The organism is Micromonospora sp. NPDC092111 (assembly GCF_044755745.1).
GTDB lineage: Bacteria > Actinomycetota > Actinomycetes > Mycobacteriales > Micromonosporaceae > Micromonospora.
In genome coordinates this window covers 249,065-265,762 of the sequence record NZ_JBIVRQ010000007.1, presented here as the reverse complement: position 1 = coordinate 265,762, position 16,698 = coordinate 249,065, and the positions used below count along the sequence as shown (strand labels likewise).

10 protein-coding genes are annotated in these 16,698 nt (G+C 73.6%); 3 read left to right on the top strand and 7 right to left on the bottom strand.

Features of this window, described 5'->3' with window-relative positions:
• Window positions 1-75: 75 nt before the first annotated feature.
• Complete coding sequence (locus ACIQG9_RS17070; RefSeq protein ID WP_400403034.1) at window positions 76-2,574, bottom strand: Tex family protein; 2,499 nt, start codon at window positions 2,572-2,574, stop codon at window positions 76-78.
• Window positions 2,575-2,714: 140 nt separating this feature from the next.
• Here ACIQG9_RS17070 and ACIQG9_RS17065 point away from each other — a divergent pair, with 140 nt between their 5' ends.
• Window positions 2,715-4,226, top strand: coding sequence for a deoxyguanosinetriphosphate triphosphohydrolase family protein (locus ACIQG9_RS17065; RefSeq protein ID WP_400403030.1), 1,512 nt, complete (start codon window positions 2,715-2,717; stop codon window positions 4,224-4,226).
• Window positions 4,227-4,306: 80 nt separating this feature from the next.
• Here the strand turns inward: ACIQG9_RS17065 and ACIQG9_RS17060 are convergent, their stop codons facing one another.
• From ACIQG9_RS17060 to ACIQG9_RS17040, 5 genes are all read right to left on the bottom strand, one after another.
• Window positions 4,307-5,392, bottom strand: a complete 1,086-nt coding sequence (locus ACIQG9_RS17060) for an MBL fold metallo-hydrolase (protein WP_400403231.1) — start codon at window positions 5,390-5,392, stop codon at window positions 4,307-4,309.
• A 167-nt stretch (window positions 5,393-5,559) separates the two neighbouring features.
• A complete protein-coding gene (locus tag ACIQG9_RS17055) occupies window positions 5,560-6,579 on the bottom strand; it encodes a serine hydrolase (RefSeq protein ID WP_400403029.1) in 1,020 nt (339 codons plus the stop codon).
• Between the two features lie 122 nt (window positions 6,580-6,701).
• A complete protein-coding gene (locus tag ACIQG9_RS17050; RefSeq protein ID WP_400403026.1) occupies window positions 6,702-7,463 on the bottom strand; it encodes a succinate dehydrogenase/fumarate reductase iron-sulfur subunit in 762 nt (253 codons plus the stop codon).
• Window positions 7,460-9,397: a fumarate reductase/succinate dehydrogenase flavoprotein subunit gene (locus ACIQG9_RS17045; RefSeq protein WP_400403023.1), complete on the bottom strand. Its 1,938-nt coding sequence runs from the start codon at window positions 9,395-9,397 to the stop codon at window positions 7,460-7,462. Before ACIQG9_RS17045 ends, ACIQG9_RS17050 begins: the two co-directional genes overlap by 4 nt.
• Before the next feature lies 1 nt (window position 9,398).
• Window positions 9,399-10,130 carry a succinate dehydrogenase cytochrome b subunit gene (locus tag ACIQG9_RS17040; RefSeq protein ID WP_400403020.1) on the bottom strand — a complete coding sequence of 244 codons (732 nt, stop codon included), beginning with the start codon at window positions 10,128-10,130 and terminating at the stop codon, window positions 9,399-9,401.
• A 29-nt stretch (window positions 10,131-10,159) separates the two neighbouring features.
• On the opposite strand from ACIQG9_RS17040, the gene ACIQG9_RS17035 reads away from it, so the two are divergent.
• Both ACIQG9_RS17035 and ACIQG9_RS17030 read left to right on the top strand, forming a co-directional pair.
• Window positions 10,160-11,095 carry a LysR family transcriptional regulator gene (locus tag ACIQG9_RS17035; RefSeq protein ID WP_400403018.1) on the top strand — a complete coding sequence of 312 codons (936 nt, stop codon included), beginning with the start codon at window positions 10,160-10,162 and terminating at the stop codon, window positions 11,093-11,095.
• Window positions 11,096-11,158: 63 nt separating this feature from the next.
• Window positions 11,159-12,514 carry an FAD-dependent oxidoreductase gene (locus ACIQG9_RS17030; RefSeq protein WP_400403015.1) on the top strand — a complete coding sequence of 452 codons (1,356 nt, stop codon included), beginning with the start codon at window positions 11,159-11,161 and terminating at the stop codon, window positions 12,512-12,514.
• A 12-nt stretch (window positions 12,515-12,526) separates the two neighbouring features.
• Here ACIQG9_RS17030 and hrpA read toward each other — a convergent pair whose 3' ends face one another.
• A complete protein-coding gene (gene hrpA, locus ACIQG9_RS17025) occupies window positions 12,527-16,567 on the bottom strand; it encodes an ATP-dependent RNA helicase HrpA (RefSeq protein WP_400403013.1) in 4,041 nt (1,346 codons plus the stop codon).
• Window positions 16,568-16,698: the final 131 nt, after the last annotated feature.

The following is a 16,698-nucleotide window of genomic DNA, read 5'->3' as shown; positions in this document are numbered from 1 at the left end:
GCGGGCCCGCCGCGCCGGGACGTGCCGGCGGCGGTCGACCCCGCCCGGCGGATCCGGGCGGGGTCGGGCCACCGCTCAGGCCAGGCCGGCCCGGCGCAGCGCCTCGGCCATCGCGTCGTTGACCGGCGCCGGACCGGCACCGCGCCCCTGCCGCTGCTGCGGACCGCCGCGCGAGCCGCCCCGGTCACCACGCTGGCCCTCCGCGCCGCCGCGCTGGCCGCCCGAGCCGCCGCGCTGGCTCCCCGATCCACCGCGCTGGCCGCCCGATCCGGGCTGGCCCCCCGAGCCGCCGCGCTGGCCGCCCGAGCCGCGCTGGCCGCTCTGGTCACCGCGCGCTCCACCACGCTCGCGCCGCCCAGCGTCGGCGGGCCGGTCGGCCTCGGCCGGGGTCTCGTCGTCCAGCCGCAGGGTCAGCGAGATCCGCTTGCGCGGCACGTCGACGTCGAGCACCTTGACCCGTACCACGTCGCCGGACTTCACCACGTCCCGCGGGTCCTTCACGAAGGTGTGCGACATCGCCGAGACGTGGACCAGCCCGTCCTGGTGCACGCCGACGTCGACGAACGCGCCGAACGCGGCCACGTTGGTGACCACACCCTCCAGCACCATCCCCGGGGTCAGGTCGCTGATCTTCTCGACGCCCTCGACGAAGGTGGCGGTCCGGAACTCCGGCCGGGGGTCCCGGCCCGGCTTCTCCAACTCGGCGAGGATGTCGGTGACGGTGGGCAGGCCGAACGTGTCGTCGACGAAGTCGGTGGCCCGCAGCCCGCGCAGGATCGCCGACCTGCCGATCAGGGCGCGCAGGTCCTGCCCGGTGCTGGCGAGGATCCGCCGTACCACCGGGTACGCCTCCGGGTGCACGCTGGACGAGTCGAGGGGGTCGTCGCCGCCGGGGATGCGCAGGAAGCCGGCGCACTGCTCGAACGCCTTCGGGCCGAGCCGGGCGACCTTGCGCAGCTCGGAGCGGGAGCGGAACGGGCCGTTGGCGTCCCGGTGCAGCACGATGTTCTCGGCCAGCCCGGCGCCGATGCCGGAGACCCGGGTCAGCAGCGGCGCGGAGGCGGTGTTGACGTCCACCCCGACCGCGTTGACGCAGTCCTCGACCACCGCGTCCAGCGAACGGGAGAGCTTCACCTCCGACAGGTCGTGCTGGTACTGCCCGACGCCGATCGAGCGCGGGTCGATCTTGACCAGCTCGGCGAGCGGGTCCTGGAGGCGGCGGGCGATGGAGACCGCGCCGCGCAGCGAGACGTCCATCCCGGGCAGCTCCTGGGAGGCGTACGCGGAGGCCGAGTAGACCGACGCGCCGGCCTCGGAGACCACCACCTTGGTGAGGTTGAGCTGCGGGTGCCGCTTGATCAGCTCACCGGCGAGCTTGTCGGTCTCCCGGCTGGCGGTGCCGTTGCCGATGGCGATCAGCTCCACCCCGTGCGCCCCGGCGAGCCGGGCCAGCGAGTCGATCGAGGCGTCCCACTGCCGGCGCGGCTCGTGCGGGTAGATGGTGTCGGTGGCGACCACCTTGCCGGTGGCGTCGACCACGGCCACCTTCACGCCGGTGCGCAGGCCCGGGTCGAGGCCCATGGTGGCCCGGGTGCCGGCCGGCGCGGCGAGCAGCAGGTCGCGCAGGTTGGTGGCGAAGACCCGGACGGCCTCCTCCTCGGCCGCCTGCCACAGCCGCGTCCGCAGGTCGGCGCCGAGGTGGATGAGGATCCGGGTACGCCAGGCCCAGCGCACCGTGTCGGTCAGCCACCGGTCGGCCGGGCGGCCCTGGTCGGTGACGCCGAACCGGCCGGCGATGGCCGCCTCGTACCGGGTCGGGCCGGTGGGCGCGGCGTCGGAGTCGCCGTCGGCCTCCGGGTCCATGGTCAGGTCGAGCACACCCTCCTTCTCGCCCCGGAGCAGGGCGAGAATCCGGTGCGAGGGCAGCTTCGGGTACGGCTCGGCGAAGTCGAAGTAGTCGGCGAACTTGGCGCCGGCGGCCTCCTGCCCCTCGCGTACCCGGGCGACCAGCCGGCCCCGCGACCACATCTGCTCGCGCAGCGTGCCGATCAGGTCGGCGTCCTCGGCGAACCGCTCGACGAGGATGGCCCGCGCGCCGTCCAGCGCGGCGGCGGCGTCCGCGACGCCCCGGTCGGCGTCGACGTAACCGGCGGCCGTCTCGCGGGGGTCCCGCGTCGGGTCGGCGAGCAACGTGTCGGCGAGCGGCTCCAGCCCGGCCTCCCGGGCGATCTGCGCCCGGGTCCGCCGCTTGGGCTTGTACGGCAGGTAGATGTCCTCCAGCCGGGACTTCGAGTCGGCCGCCATGAGCTGCGCTTCCAGCGCCTCGTCCAGCTTGCCCTGGCTCCGGATGGACTCCAGCACCGCGGCCCGCCGCTCGTCCAGCTCGCGCAGGTAACGCAGCCGCTCCTCCAGCGTGCGCAGTTGCGCGTCGTCTAGCAGGCCGGTGGCCTCCTTGCGGTAGCGGGCGATGAACGGCACGGTCGCGCCGCCGTCGAGCAGCTCCACGGCCGCCCGCACCTGGCGCTCGGCGACGCCGATCTCCTCGGCGATCCGCTGATGGACTGACTGGGTCACGATGTTGATCCGCCTTCGACTCGGGTTCCGTCCTGCATTCTGCCGGCCGCCCCCGACGGCGCTCGCCGCCCCCGCCCGGGGGCGTGGCGCGGCCGGTGCGGCCGTCGCCCCGGCCGGTACGCTGCGCTAGCGTGGCGATCATGGAACAACCTGCGGATCCGCGTGCCCGCCGGCTCTTCGGCGGCAGCGCCCGGGCGCTCGGCGACCTCGCCGCCAGCCCGTTCCGGGCCGACCGGGACCGGATCGTCGCCTCGCCGTTCTTCGCCCGGCTGGGCGGGGTGACCCAGGTGATCAGCCCGGTCGGCTCCGGCCTGCTGGTGCACAACCGGCTCACCCACAGTCTCAAGGTCGCCCAGGTGGCCCGGGCCATCGCCGAGCGGCTGACCGCCGACCCGGCGCACCGGGACCTGCTGGCGAAGCTGGGCGGCTGCGACCCGGACGTGGTGGAGGCCGCCGCGCTCGCCCACGACCTCGGCCACCCACCGTTCGGGCACCTGGGGGAGCGGGTGCTGGACCGGCTGGCCCGCCAGCGGCTCGGGCTCGCCGACGGGTTCGAGGGCAACGCCCAGTCGTACCGGATCGTCACCAGCACCGAGATCCGTGGCGCGGCCACCACCGGTCTCGACCTGACCGCCGCCGTCCGGGCGGCGATGCTGAAGTACCCGTGGACCCGGCTGGACCACCCCGACCCGCACCCCCGCCACCTCGTCCCCGCGCCCCGGGGTGCCGCCGCCCCGCCCGACGACCCGGAGAGCGGCTCGCTGAAGTTCGGCGCGTACCGCACCGAGCTGGCCGACCTGCGTCAGGCCCGGGAACCGTTCGCCGGGCGGATCGCCGACTGGCAGCAGACCGTGGAGGCGTCGGTGATGGACACCGCCGACGACATCGCGTACGCCATCCACGACGTGGAGGACTTCTACCGGGTGGGTGTGCTCCAGCAGGGTGCGGTCGCCGCCGAGCTGATGGCCTGGCAGCGCGAGGGCGGGCACCTGCGGGCCGTCACCGACGCGGCGCTGGCCGGCGCGGCCCGCCGGCCCGGCGCGGCGATCGAGCTGCTGCGCCGCCAGCTACACCGCAAGGACGCCTGGATCGCCGACGACGACGCCTTCGCCGCCGCCGTCGAGCACGTCCGTCAGGAACTGGTGGACGGCCTGCTGGCGCTGCCCTTCGACGGCTCGATCGAGGCCGAGCAGTACGTGGCCCGGTTCTCCGCCCGGTGGACCACCCGGTTCGTGGACGCGATCACCGTGGTCGACGAGCCGGACGTGCGCTCCGGGCACGTCCTGCTCGGCCGGGCCCAGTGGCACGAGGTGCAGGTGCTCAAGTTCGTCCACCACCGGTTCGTGCTGGCCCGGCCGGACCTGGCCCTGCACCAGCGCGGGCAGGCCCGGCTGCTCGGCACCCTGGTCGAGGCGCTGTGGGAGTGGCTGCTCGACCCCGAGGAGGAGTCCCGGCTGCCGCGCCGGCTGCACGACCTGGTCGAGTTGGCCGAGGCGGAGCTGCACCCGCGTACCCCGGACCGGATCGGTCGGGCCCGGGGCCGGGCCATCGTCGACTTCGTCGCCCAGCTCACCGACGGCCAGGCGGTGGCCATGCTGGACGCCCTCTCCGGCCGTTCCGGCGCCCTCTGGACCGACGCCTTCGTGCTCTGACCCGCGCTGCCCGGGGCCGGCCGGTCGGCGGCGTGGCGGAGCCGGGCCGCGCCCGCCGGGTCAGGCCACCGCCTGCCGGGTCAGGCCACCGCCTGCCACCAGCCGTCCACCGGCGGCGGGTCGTCCACCACCACCCGCTCGCCCGGCCGGGGCACCGCCAGCCGGACGCCCCGGCCCTTCGCCTCGGCCCAGAGCCGGTCGACCGGCTCGGACCAGTCGTGCAGGGCCAGGTTGAAAGTCGCCCAGTGCACCGGGACGAAGAGCCCGCCCCGCAGGTCGAGGTGGGCGGCGACGGCCTCCTCGGGGAACATGTGGATGTGCGGCCAGGCCCGGTCGTACGCGCCGATCTGCACCAGTGTCGCGTCGAACGGGCCGTGCGCGGCGCCGATCTCGGCGTACCCGTCGAAGTAGCCGGAGTCGCCGGTGTAGAAGACCCGCCGGTCCGCCCCGGCGATCACCCAGGAGCTCCAGAGCGTCCCGTCGCGGCGCAGGCCCCGCCCGGAGAAGTGCTGGGCGGCGGTGGCGGTGATCTCCAGCCCGCCCACCTTGTGGCTCTCCGACCAGTCCAGCTCGACGATCCGTCCGGCCGGTACGCCCCACCGGTCCAGGTGCGCGCCGACGCCCAGCGGCACCAGGAAGGGCGCGGACTGCCGCCGGGTCAGCTCCTGCACGGTGGCCATGTCGAGGTGGTCGTAGTGGTCGTGGGAGATCAGGACCGCGTCGACCGGGGGCAGTTCGTCGAGGCGGACCGGGGGTTCGTGCAGCCGCTTCGGCCCGACCGTGCCCGACGGGGAGCAGCGGTCGCTCCACACCGGGTCGATCAGCACCCGGTGCCCCTCGATCTCGACCAGGGCCGAGGCGTGGCCGTACCAGACGATGTTCAGCTCCGGCCCGGTGGCCCCGGGTGCCGGGGCCGGACGCAGCAGCGGCACCGGGGCGGTCGGACGTCGGCGCTGCTTGCCGAAGAGCAGCTCCCCGAGCAGGTTGCGGCCCGGCTCACCGGGGGTCATCATGCGGGTGGTGGCCCGGTTGTGGAAGGTGCCGTCGCGGAACTGCGGCGAACGGGCGGCCCGCTCCGCGCGGGCCCCGGTCAGCCGGCCGCCCAGCGCCGCCGGCACGTCCCGCGCCGCCCACGCCACACCGGCCAGCGCGGCCAGCCCCGCCATCCGCCACAGCCGCCCACCGAGTACCCGGTCCGCTGGTTCCCGCATGCTTCGTCCCCTCGCCGTGTCCCGCAGTACACGGTAGCCACCGGCGAGCCGTCCCGCCCGCGCTAGCCCCCTGGTCCGTCCGGCAACCCGGGGACGCCGGGCGGACCAGGGGGTGGACGCGATCAGCCGCCGTTGCTGGGCCGCTGCCGGGCGATCCGGTGACGGGGTGCGCCGGGGGCGCCGGTGAGCTGCGCGGTGGCGTCCAGGAAGAGCCGGCCGAGCCGGGCCCGGGCCTGGAGCACCGGGTGGGTGGCGCCGAAGTTGTCCGGGTCGGCCTGGCCGTCGGCGAAGAGCACGTACGTCATCAGCGGCGCCCCGGCGTCGTCGAAGACCACTCCGGCCTCGTGCCGGGCGTCGACGAACCAGCCCGCCTTGGTGGCCACCCGGGCCCGCTCCGCCGAGGACATGGTGCGCCGGATCCCGTCGGTGAACGCGACGGGGGAGCGGAGCAGCTTGAGCACGAAGGCGGTCGACGACGGCGACAGCAGCGTGCCGGCGACCAGGGCGCGCAGCAGCGCGTGCGTCTCCCGGGCGGTGCTGGTGCCGAGGAAGAACCGGTTCGGGTTGGCCACCGGCTCGACCTGGGTGTTGGGGAAGCCCTTGCCGACCAGGATCTGGTTGATCTCGGCGGCCGGGCAGACCAGGCCGCAGAGTCGCACGGCGGTGTCGTCGGAGACGGTGAGCAGGTTGGCCAGCACGTGACCCAGGGTGACCGAGCTGGGGTAGGCGGTGTCCAGGACGAAGATGCCGTCCCCGCCGGGCACCACGATCGAGGCGGTGACGTCGACCCGCTGGTCGAGGGTGAGCAGCCCCCGGTCGACCTTGTCCAGCACCGCGACGGCCACCGCGACCTTGTTGACGCTGTACGCCTCGACCCGGCGGTCGGCCGACTCGGAGACCGCCACCAGCGGGGTGGCCCCGTTCTCCAGGCTGATGTGGACCTGCCAGTCGCCGCCGGTCAGCGTCTTCTCCCGCTGGAACGCCGCGTTGATCTTGGGGCCGGCCAGCTCGGGGCTCGCGGCGGCCCGCGCCGAGCGGCCCGGTCGTGCGGCGGCCGACGCCGGTGCGGCGGTGGCGAGCACCGCCCCGGCCGTGGCGACCGTCCCGAGCCCCAGTGCGGTCCTGCGATTCACCTTGGTCACGTCTCTCCCCCGTCGGGTGGTGGTCCGGAGCCCACCACCCTAGGTGAGAAGATCGGTTCAGGTGATCCCGTGCCCGCCGCACCCCGGCGGGGTACGGCGGGATGGCGGGTGCCGCCGCCGGGTCAGGAACCCGGGGTGTCGCCGCGCCTGGCGGTCGCGGTGAGGTAGTCCCGGTTGAGCCGGCCGATGGTGTTCAGCGGGATGCCCTTGGGGCAGACCACGGTGCACTCGCCGGCGTTGGTGCAGCCACCGAAGCCGGCCTCGTCGTGCGCGTCGACCATGCCGATCACCCGGGTGTAGCGCTCCGGCTGGCCCTGCGGCAGCAGCGAGAGCTGGGTGACCTTGGCGGCGGTGAAGAGCATGCCGGAGCCGTTCGGGCAGGCCGCCACGCAGGCGCCGCAGCCGATGCAGGCGGCCGACTCGAAGGCGGCGTCGGCGTCGGCCTTGGCCACCGGGGCGGCGTGCGCCTCGGTGGCGCTGCCGGTCGGGGCGGTGACGTAGCCGCCGGCGGCGATGATCCGGTCGAAGGCGCTCCGGTTGACCACCAGGTCCTTGACCACCGGGAAGGCCCGGGCGCGCCACGGCTCGATGTCGATCGTCTCGCCGTCGGCGAACTGCCGCATGTGTAGCTGGCAGGCGGTGGTGCCGCGCTGCGGCCCGTGCGCGTCCCCGTTGATCATCAGGCCGCACATGCCGCAGATGCCCTCACGGCAGTCGTGGTCGAACGCGACGGGCTCCTCGCCGGCGAGGATCAGCCGCTCGTTGAGCACGTCGAGCATCTCCAGGAACGACATGTCGGGGGAGACGTCGTCGACCGGGTAGGTCACCATCCGACCCTTGTCCTCGGGGCCGGACTGGCGCCAGATGCGCAGGGTCAGGTTCACTTGTAGCTCCGCTGCGTGGGGTGGACGTACTCGAACTTCAGGTCTTCCTTGTGCAGCACCGCCGGCTCGTCACTGCCGGTGAACTCCCAGGCCGCGACGTAGGCGAACCGCTCGTCGTCGCGCTGCGCCTCGCCGTCCGGGGTCTGGTGTTCGGCCCGGAAGTGGCCGCCGCAGGACTCCTCACGGTGCAGGGCGTCGACGCACATCAGCTCGGCCAGTTCGAAGAAGTCGGCGACCCGGCCGGCCTTCTCCAGCGACTGGTTGAGCCCCTCGCCGTCGCCCGGGACACGGACCCGCTGCCAGAACTGTTCGCGCAGGGCGCGGATCTCGTCGATCGCCTTGCGCAGCCCGGCCTCGGAGCGCTCCATGCCGCAGTGCTCCCACATGATCTGGCCCAGCTCCCGGTGGAACGAGTCCACCGTCCGGTCGCCGTCGACCGCCAGCAGCCGGGAGATCCGGTCCGCCACCTCGGCCCGCGCCTCGACCGCCGCCGGGTGGCTGGCGTCGACCTTCTCCAGCGGACCGGAGGCCAGGTAGTTGGCGATGGTGCTGGGCAGCACGAAGTAGCCGTCGGCCAGGCCCTGCATCAGCGCCGAGGCGCCGAGCCGGTTCGCGCCGTGGTCGGAGAAGTTCGCCTCGCCGATCACGAACAGGCCGGGGATGTTCGACTGGAGGTCGTAGTCGACCCAGAGGCCGCCCATCGTGTAGTGCACGGCGGGGTAGATCCGCATCGGGACCTCGTACGGGTCCTCGCCGGTGATCCGCTCGTACATCTCGAAGAGGTTGCCGTACTTGGCCTCGATGGCCTTGCGGCCGAGCCGGTCGATCGCGTCGGCGAAGTCGAGGTAGACGCCGAGCTTGGTCGGCCCGACCCCCCGACCCTCGTCGCAGACGTTCTTCGCGGCGCGGGAGGCGATGTCCCGGGGGACCAGGTTGCCGAAGGAGGGGTAGATCCGCTCCAGGTAGTAGTCCCGCTCGTCCTCGGGGATGTCCCGGGGGTTGCGGGCGTCGTCCCCGGCCTTCGGCACCCAGACCCGGCCGTCGTTGCGCAGCGACTCGCTCATCAGGGTCAGCTTCGACTGGTGGTCGCCGGAGACCGGGATGCAGGTCGGGTGGATCTGCGTGTAGCAGGGGTTGGCGAAGTACGCGCCCTTGCGGTGCGCCCGCCAGGTGGCGGTGACGTTGCAGCCCTTGGCGTTGGTGGAGAGGTAGAAGACGTTGCCGTAGCCGCCGGAGGCGAGCACGACCGCGTCGGCCATCTCGGTGCTGATCTCGCCGGTGACCAGGTCCCGGACCACGATGCCCCGGGCCTTGCCGTCGACCAGCACCAGCTCCAGCATCTCGTGCCGGGTGTGCATCTCCACGTTGCCCAGGCCGATCTGCCGCTCCAGCGCCTGGTACGCGCCGAGCAGGAGCTGCTGGCCCGTCTGGCCCCGGGCGTAGAAGGTGCGCTGCACCTGCGCGCCGCCGAAGGAGCGGGTGTCGAGCAGGCCGCCGTACTCGCGGGCGAACGGGACGCCCTGGGCGACGCACTGGTCGATGATGTTGACCGACACCTCGGCCAGCCGGTGCACGTTCGACTCGCGGGAGCGGAAGTCGCCGCCCTTCACGGTGTCGTAGAAGAGCCGGTGCACCGAGTCGCCGTCGTTGCGGTAGTTCTTGGCGGCGTTGATGCCACCCTGCGCGGCGATCGAGTGCGCCCGGCGCGGGCTGTCCTGGTAGCAGTAGCTCTTGACCCGGTAGCCCTGCTCGCCGAGCGTGGCGGCGGCCGAGCCGCCGGCCAGGCCGGTGCCCACCACGATGACCGTCATCTTCCGGCGGTTGGCCGGGTTGACCAGCTTGGCCTCGAAGCGGCGGGTCTCCCAGCGCTTCTCGACCGGGCCGGCGGGAGCCCTGGTGTCGGCGATCGGGTCGCCCTCGGCGAAGAGTTCCATGTCAGGACACCAATCCGGTGAGTACGGCGAACGGGACCACCAGGTAGCCGGCGCAGAGCGCGACGGCGAGGACCAGTGCGGCGGCGCGGGCCCGGCGCTCACCCTTCGGGGTCTGCTGCCCGAGGCTGCGGAACGCGCTGAACGCGCCGTGCCGCAGGTGGAAGCCGATCGTGACGATCGCCAGGGTGTAGAAGAGCGTGACGTACCAGCGCTCCGGCGCGAAGTCGGCGACCACGTTGCCGTACGGGTTGCTGGCGTCGCCGACCGGGTTGAGCGTGCCGGTGGTCAGGTCCAGGATGTGGTAGATCACGAAGAGCAGGATGATCACCCCGCCCCAGCGCATGGTGCGCGCGGCGTAGCTGCCCTGGACCTTCTTGCGGTGGGCGTACTTCACCGGGCGGGCGGCGCGGGCCCGGACGGCCAGCACGGTCGCCGCCGCGATGTGGGCGACCACGGCCACCACCAGCGCGGTCCGCAGGATCCACAGGAACCACACGCCCGGCAGCAGCGGCTTGCCGATGTCGCGCAACCAGTGGGCGTAGTGGTCGAACGAGGTCTCGCCCGTGAACACCTTCAGGTTGCCGAGCATGTGCGCGATCAGGAACAGCACCAGCAGAATGCCCGTCACCGCCATGACAGCCTTCAGGCCGACGTTCGAGCGGATGGGCGACCGAGTTTTCGTGATTACCACCTGACCGACGCTAGGAGCACTTCGATCAGTCGTCCAATGCATCGACCTCGCAGTCTTGATAGCCATAAACTATGAAGATGCAGCTCCATCAGCTCAAGTACTTCGTCGCGGTGGCCGAAGTGCGACATTTCACCCAAGCCGCCGATCTGGTCGGCATCACCCAGCCTTCGTTGAGTAAGCAAATTCACGCCCTGGAGACCGACCTCGGGGCCCCGCTCTTCGAACGGGTAAGGGGCAACATCACCCTCACCACCGCAGGTGAGGTGCTGCTGCCGCTGGCCAAGCGGATCCTGGCCGACGTCGACACCGCCACCCGGGAGGTGCAGGAGCTGGTCGGGCTGCGCCGGGGTCGGGTCCGCCTCGGTGCCACCCCCAGTCTGGCCACCTCGCTCGCCCCACCGGTGCTGCGCCGGTTCCGCGACGCCCACCCCACCGTCGACCTCCGGGTCGAGGAGGGCGGCTCCCAGGACCTGGTCCGCGACCTGCTGCGCGGCGACCTCGACCTGGCGCTGATCATCATGCCGGCCCAGGGCACCGACCCGGGGCTGCGCGCCGACGCGATCCTCCGGGAGAGCCTGGTGGTCGCCTCGGTGGACCCGGTGCCCACCGCCGGGGCCGGCGGCGAGTTGCGCATCACCGACCTGCGCGGCCAGCCCCTGGTGATGTTCCGCGAGGGCTACGACCTGCGCGATGCCACCATCCAGGCCTGCCGCGAGGCCGGCTTCGACCCCACCTTCTCCGTCGACGGCGGCGAGATGGACGCCGTGCTCAGCTTCGTCGAGGCCGGGCTGGGGATCGCCCTGGTGCCCGGCATCGTGGTCGCCCGCCGCCCCGGTGTCCGGGTCACCCGGCTGGCCCCGCCCGGCGTCCGGCGGACCATCGCGGTGGCCCGCCGCCGCGACGTCGTACCCACCCACGCCGGCCGGGAGCTGCGCCGCATCCTGCTGGAGTACGTCCACGACGCCACCACCGACGGCACCCTGCCACCCGGTGTCGAGCCGCTCTGAGGCCGGCCGACGGCGCACGGGAGGAGACGTGTCCGGGCACCCCGGATTCCTACGCTGGACCGCATGGCATCCACCGGACGCGCCGTCGTGGTCGGCGCCGGCATGGGCGGGTTGCTCGCCGCCCGCGCGCTGAGCGAGGCGTACTCCGAGGTGGTCCTGCTGGACCGCGACGCCCTGCCGGTGGGCCCGGCCAGCCGGCGCGGCGTGCCACAGGGACGCCAGCTCCACGTGCTGCTCGACCGGGGACGGCAGGTGCTCACCGAACTCTTCCCCGGCCTCGGCGACGAGTTGACCGCGCGCGGCGCCGCCGCCGTCGACCTGCACGGCGAGGTGCACTGGTACAACGACGGGCACCGGATGCGGCGCGCGCCCTCCGCGCTGATCGCCTACGGGATGAGCCGGCCGCTGCTGGAGCAGGTGGTGCGGGAGCGGGTCTCCGCCCTGCCCGGGGTACGGGTGCTGGCCGGTCACGAGGTGACCGGACTCCTCGCCACCCCCGACGGGCGGCGGGTCAACGGTGTCCGGGTGGTACCCGGCGGCGGCGACCGCACCGAGGTCAGCCTCGACGCCGACCTGGTGGTGGACGCCGGGGGCCGGGGCAGCCGCAGCCCGGTCTGGCTCGTCGACCTCGGCTACCGGGCCGCCCCCGAGGAGCGGGTGCCGGTGGACCTCACCTACGTGACCCGCACCTACCGTCGGGAGCCCGGCCAGTTGGAGGGGCTGCTCGGCGCGTTGGCCAACGCGATGCCCGGCCGGCCGCGCGGCGGCGTCGTCGCCCCGCAGGAGGACGGCCGGTTCGCGGTCGCGCTCAACGGCATGCTGGGTGAGCAGCCGCCCACCGACGACGAGGGGATGGCCGCGTTCGCCGGCTCGCTGTCCGCCCCGCAGATCGGCGAGCTGCTCCGCTCGGCGTCGCCGCTCGACGCGCCGGCCCGGATGCGCTTCCCGGCCAGCGTCCGCCGCCGGTACGAGCGGCTGCGCCGGCTGCCCGAGGGCCACCTGGTCTTCGCCGACGCGCTGTGCAGCTTCAACCCGGTCTACGGCCAGGGCATCACGGTCGCCGCGCTGGAGGCGCTGCTGCTGCGCCGGCTGCTGGCCCGGGGCGGTGACCCGCTGGCCCGGCGCTTCTACCGGGGCGCGGCCCGGCTGATCGACACGCCGTGGCAGATCTCGGTCGGCACCGACCTGCGCTTCCCCGAGGTCACCGGCCGGCGGACCCTCTCGGTGCGGCTGGTCAACGCCTACCTGGCCCGGCTGCACGCGGCGGCCAGCACCGACGCCGGGCTCGGCGCCGCCTTCCTGCGGGTGCTCAACCTCGTCGACCCGCCGACCCGGCTGCTCACCCCGGGCCGGGTGCTGCGGGTGCTCCGTGGCCCGCGTCCGGACCCGGCCCGGCCGGTCCGGGCCCACCGGGCCTGACCGGCCGGCGGCTCACCGCCCCTCGGCGTCGTCCATCGCCCGGTAGATGCGCTGCTCGGACACCGGGTACGGGGTCCCCAGCGCCTGCGCGAAGACGTTCACCCGCAACTCCTCGATCATCCAGCGGATCTGCCGGACCGCCGCCGACTGCCGCTTCGCCGGGGGCAGCGCGGCGAGCAGGTCCTGGTACTCCTTCTGCACCGCCGTGACCCGGTCCTGCTGCTGCTTGTCCCGCTGCGGGTTGCCGGCCAGCCGGTCCAGCCGCCGCTCGATCGCGGTCAGGTAGCGCAGCAGGTCGGGCAGCCGGGCGTACCCGGCCTCGGTGACGAACCCCTTGTGCACCAGCCCGGTGAGCTGGTGGCGCAGGTCGGCCAGGGCGGCCACCACGGCCAGGTTGCGGGTCGCGCCGAGCCGCTGCTCCACCGCGTACGCCACGGCGAGCACCTGGCGGACCCGGCCCATCACCTCGACCACGGTGTCGACCAGGTCGGCACGGACCCGCTCGCGCAGCGCGGCGAAGCCCTCGGCGTCCCAGGCCGGGCCGCCCGCGTCCGCGACCAACTTGTCGATCGCCGCCCCGGCCACGTCCTCGATGAGCGGGAGCACCCCGCCGTGCGGGTTGCGGCTCAGCGCCAGCTTCGCCTCGTTGCTCAGCCGCCCCTGGAGGAACTTCGCCGGTGACGGCACGGTCAGCCGCAGCAGCCGGCGGGTGCCCGCCCAGTGCGCGGCGGCCTGCTCGGCCTCCGAGTCGAAGACCCGCACCCCGACCGTCGTGCCCTCGTCCACCAGCGCCGGGTACGCGGTCACCGCGTACCCGGCCCGGACCTGTTCGATGGTGCGCGGCAGGGTGTCGATGCTCCACTGGGTCAGCCCGGTGCGGGCCAGGTCCGGCGCGGCGGCGGCGACGACCTGGCGTACCTCCTGGCGGAGCCGGCGTTGCAGGGCCGGCAGGTCCTTGCCCTCGGCGACCGGCTCGTCCTGTTCGCCGATCACCCGGAAGGTCACCCGCAGGTGCGGCGGCAGCTTGCCCGGCTCCCACGCCTCCCGGGGGACGGTCACCCCGGTCATCCGGCGTAGCTGCCGGGTGAGCGCGTCGAGCAGCGGCTCCGCGCCGGGGGTGATCGCGGCGAGCGCCGCCCGGGCGTAGTCGGGCACCGGCACGAAGTTGCGCCGGACCGCCTTCGGCAGCGACCGGATCAGCGCGATCACCAGCTCCTCGCGCAGCCCGGGCACCTGCCAGTCGAAGCTCTCCGCCGGCACCTGGTTGAGCAGCGGCAGCGGGATGTCCACGGTGACGCCGTCGGTGGGCGCGGTCGGGTCGAAGGTGTACCTCAGCGGCAGGGCGACCCCGTCGGCCCGCCACTCGTCCGGGTAGTCGGCCTCGTCGACCCCGCCGCGCCCGGCGTTGACCAGCAGCTCGCGGGTGAAGGTGAGCAGGTCGGGCCGCTCCCGGCGGGCGGTCTTCCACCAGGCGTCGAAGTGCCGGCCGGAGACCACGTCGGCCGGGATCCGCTGGTCGTAGAAGCCGAAGATGGTCTCGTCGTCGACCAGGATGTCCCGGCGGCGGGCCCGGTTCTCCAGCTCCTCGATCTCGGTGAGCAGCTTGCGGTTGTCCTGCCAGAACTGGTGGTGGGTCTGCCAGTCGCCCTCGACCAGGGCGTGCCGGATGAACAGTTCCCGGCTCAGCGCCGGATCGATCCGGCCGAAGTTGACCTTCCGGGCGGTGACCAGCGGGACACCGTACAGGGTGACCTTCTCGTAGGCCAGCACCGCGGCCTGCTTCTTCTCCCAGTGCGGCTCGCTGTAGCTGCGCTTGACCAGGTGCTGGGCCAGCGGCTCCACCCACTCCGGCTCGACCCGCCCGGCGACCCGGCCCCAGAGCCGGGAGGTCTCCACCAGCTCGGCGGCCATCACCCAGCGCGGCGGCTTCCTGAACAGCGCCGAGCCGGGGAAGACCGCGAACTTCGCGCCCCGGGCACCCAGGTACTCGTGCTTCTGGGCGTCCTTGAGCCCGATGTGCGACAGCAGACCGGGCAGCAGCGACTGGTGCACCTTCGGGGTGTCGATCTCCTCCGGCAGGTCGGCGGTCGGGCCGCGCCGGCCACCGTCCGCCGGGCCGTCGGCCGGGCCGCGCCGGCCCCGCCGCCCGTCGCCCTGCTCGGGGGTACGCAGCACCTGGCGGAGCTGGCTGACGATGTCCTGCCACTCGCGGACCCGCAGGTAGTTGAGGTACTCGGCCTTGCACATCCGGCGGAACGCGCTGGACGACAGCGCCCGCTGCTGCTCGCGCAGGTAGCGCCAGAGATTGAGGAACGACACGAAGTCGGATTCCCGGTCGGCGAACCGGGCGTGCGCCTGGTCGGCCTGCGCCTGCTTCTCCGCCGGCCGCTCCCGTGGGTCCTGGATGGACAGCGCAGCGGCGATCACCAGCACCTCGGCGGCGCAGCCGTTGCGTTCGCCCTCCAGCACCATCCGGGCCAGCCGGGGGTCGACCGGGAGCTGGGCCAGCCGCCGGCCCAGCGGGGTGAGCCGCTTCGCCGGGTCGGCCTCGGCCGGGTCCAGCGCGCCCAGCTCGTGCAGCAGGTTGACGCCGTCGGTGACGTTGCGCCGGTCCGGCGGGTCGATGAACGGGAAGGCGGCGAGGTCGCCCAGCCCGATCGAGGTCATCTGGAGGATCACCGAGGCGAGGTTGGTGCGCAGGATCTCCGGGTCGGTGAACTCGGGCCGGGAGGCGAAGTCCTGCTCGTCGTAGAGGCGGACGCAGATGCCGTCCGAGGTCCGGCCGCAGCGGCCCTTGCGCTGGTTGGCCGACGCCTGGGAGACCGGCTCGATGGGCAGCCGCTGCACCTTCAACCGGCTGGAGTAGCGGGAGATCCGGGCCGTGCCCGGGTCCACCACGTACTTGATGCCGGGGACGGTCAGCGAGGTCTCCGCGACGTTGGTGGCCAGCACCACCCGGCGGCCGGGGTGCGGGGCGAAGACCCGGTGCTGTTCGGCCGCCGACAGCCGGGCGTACAGCGGCAGGATCTCGGTGCCCAGCAGGGAACGTTTCGACTGCACCAGCTTGCCGAGCGCGTCGGCGGTGTCCCGGATCTCCCGTTCGCCGCTGAGGAAGACCAGGATGTCGCCGGGTCCCTCGGCGGCCAACTCCTGCACCGCGTCGCCGATCGCCTGGATCTGGTCGCGGACGTTCTCCTCGTCGTCGCCCTCGTCCTCGTCGGCCCCGGTGACCTCGACCAGCGGCCGGTAGCGCACCTCCACCGGGTACGTCCGCCCGGAGACCTCGACGATCGGGGCGGGCTTCCCCTCGGCGTCGGCGAAGTGCTTCGCGAACCGGTCGGTCTCGATGGTCGCCGAGGTGATGACCACCTTGAGGTCGGGACGCTGGGGCAGGAGCTGCCGGAGGTAGCCCAGGATGAAGTCGATGTTGAGGCTGCGCTCGTGCGCCTCGTCGATGATCAGCGTGTCGTACTGGCGCAGCATCCGGTCGGTCTGCAACTCGGCCAGCAGGATGCCGTCGGTCATCAGCTTGACCAGGCTGCGGTCGCTCACCTGGTCGGTGAAGCGCACCTTGTAGCCGACCACGTCGCCCAACTCGGTACCGAGCTCCTCGGCGATCCGGTCGGCGACCGTCCGGGCGGCCAGCCGGCGGGGCTGGGTGTGCCCGATCAGCCCGGTGATCCCGCGCCCCAGCTCCAGGCAGATCTTCGGTAGCTGGGTGGTCTTGCCGGAGCCGGTCTCGCCGGCCACGATCACCACCTGGTGGTCGCGGATGGCGGCGGCGATGTCGTCCCGGCGCTCGCTCACCGGGAGCTGTGCCGGATAGGTGATCACCGGCACCGCGGCCCGGCGGCCCGCCAGCCGCGCCTCGGCCCGTGCCACCTCGACGGCGATCTCGGCCAGCGCGTCGTCGCGCCGCTGCGGGTCCTTCAGCCTGCGTACCCCGTCCAGCCGCCGCTGGAGGCGGCGCTGGTCGCGGAACATCAGCGGGGTGAGGCGGCGGTGCAGGTCACGGGCGGTGACGGCGTCGGCGGGTGCGGCTGGATTCTGCATGTCGTCGCCAAGGATAGGCAGCCCGCCGCCGGACCGCTGCCGGGTTACGCCCGGCGTGGGTCACACCGCCCGGGCGGCTGCCCCGGCGGCGGGTCCGGCCGGGCTAGGCTGACCGCCGGAACCACGCCGAC

What these genes read in the sequence shown, in the direction of transcription:
- ACIQG9_RS17065 (WP_400403030.1), top strand. Translation starts at nt 2,715, where the DNA reads ATGGAACAACCTGCGGATCCGCGTGCCCGCCGGCTCTTCGGCGGCAGC.
- ACIQG9_RS17060 (WP_400403231.1), bottom strand. Translation starts at nt 5,392, where the DNA reads ATGGCGGGGCTGGCCGCGCTGGCCGGTGTGGCGTGGGCGGCGCGGGAC.
- ACIQG9_RS17045 (WP_400403023.1), bottom strand. Translation starts at nt 9,397, where the DNA reads ATGGAACTCTTCGCCGAGGGCGACCCGATCGCCGACACCAGGGCTCCC.
- ACIQG9_RS17040 (WP_400403020.1), bottom strand. Translation starts at nt 10,130, where the DNA reads ATGCATTGGACGACTGATCGAAGTGCTCCTAGCGTCGGTCAGGTGGTA.
- ACIQG9_RS17035 (WP_400403018.1), top strand. Translation starts at nt 10,160, where the DNA reads ATGAAGATGCAGCTCCATCAGCTCAAGTACTTCGTCGCGGTGGCCGAA.
- ACIQG9_RS17030 (WP_400403015.1), top strand. Translation starts at nt 11,159, where the DNA reads ATGGCATCCACCGGACGCGCCGTCGTGGTCGGCGCCGGCATGGGCGGG.
- hrpA (WP_400403013.1), bottom strand. Translation starts at nt 16,567, where the DNA reads ATGCAGAATCCAGCCGCACCCGCCGACGCCGTCACCGCCCGTGACCTG.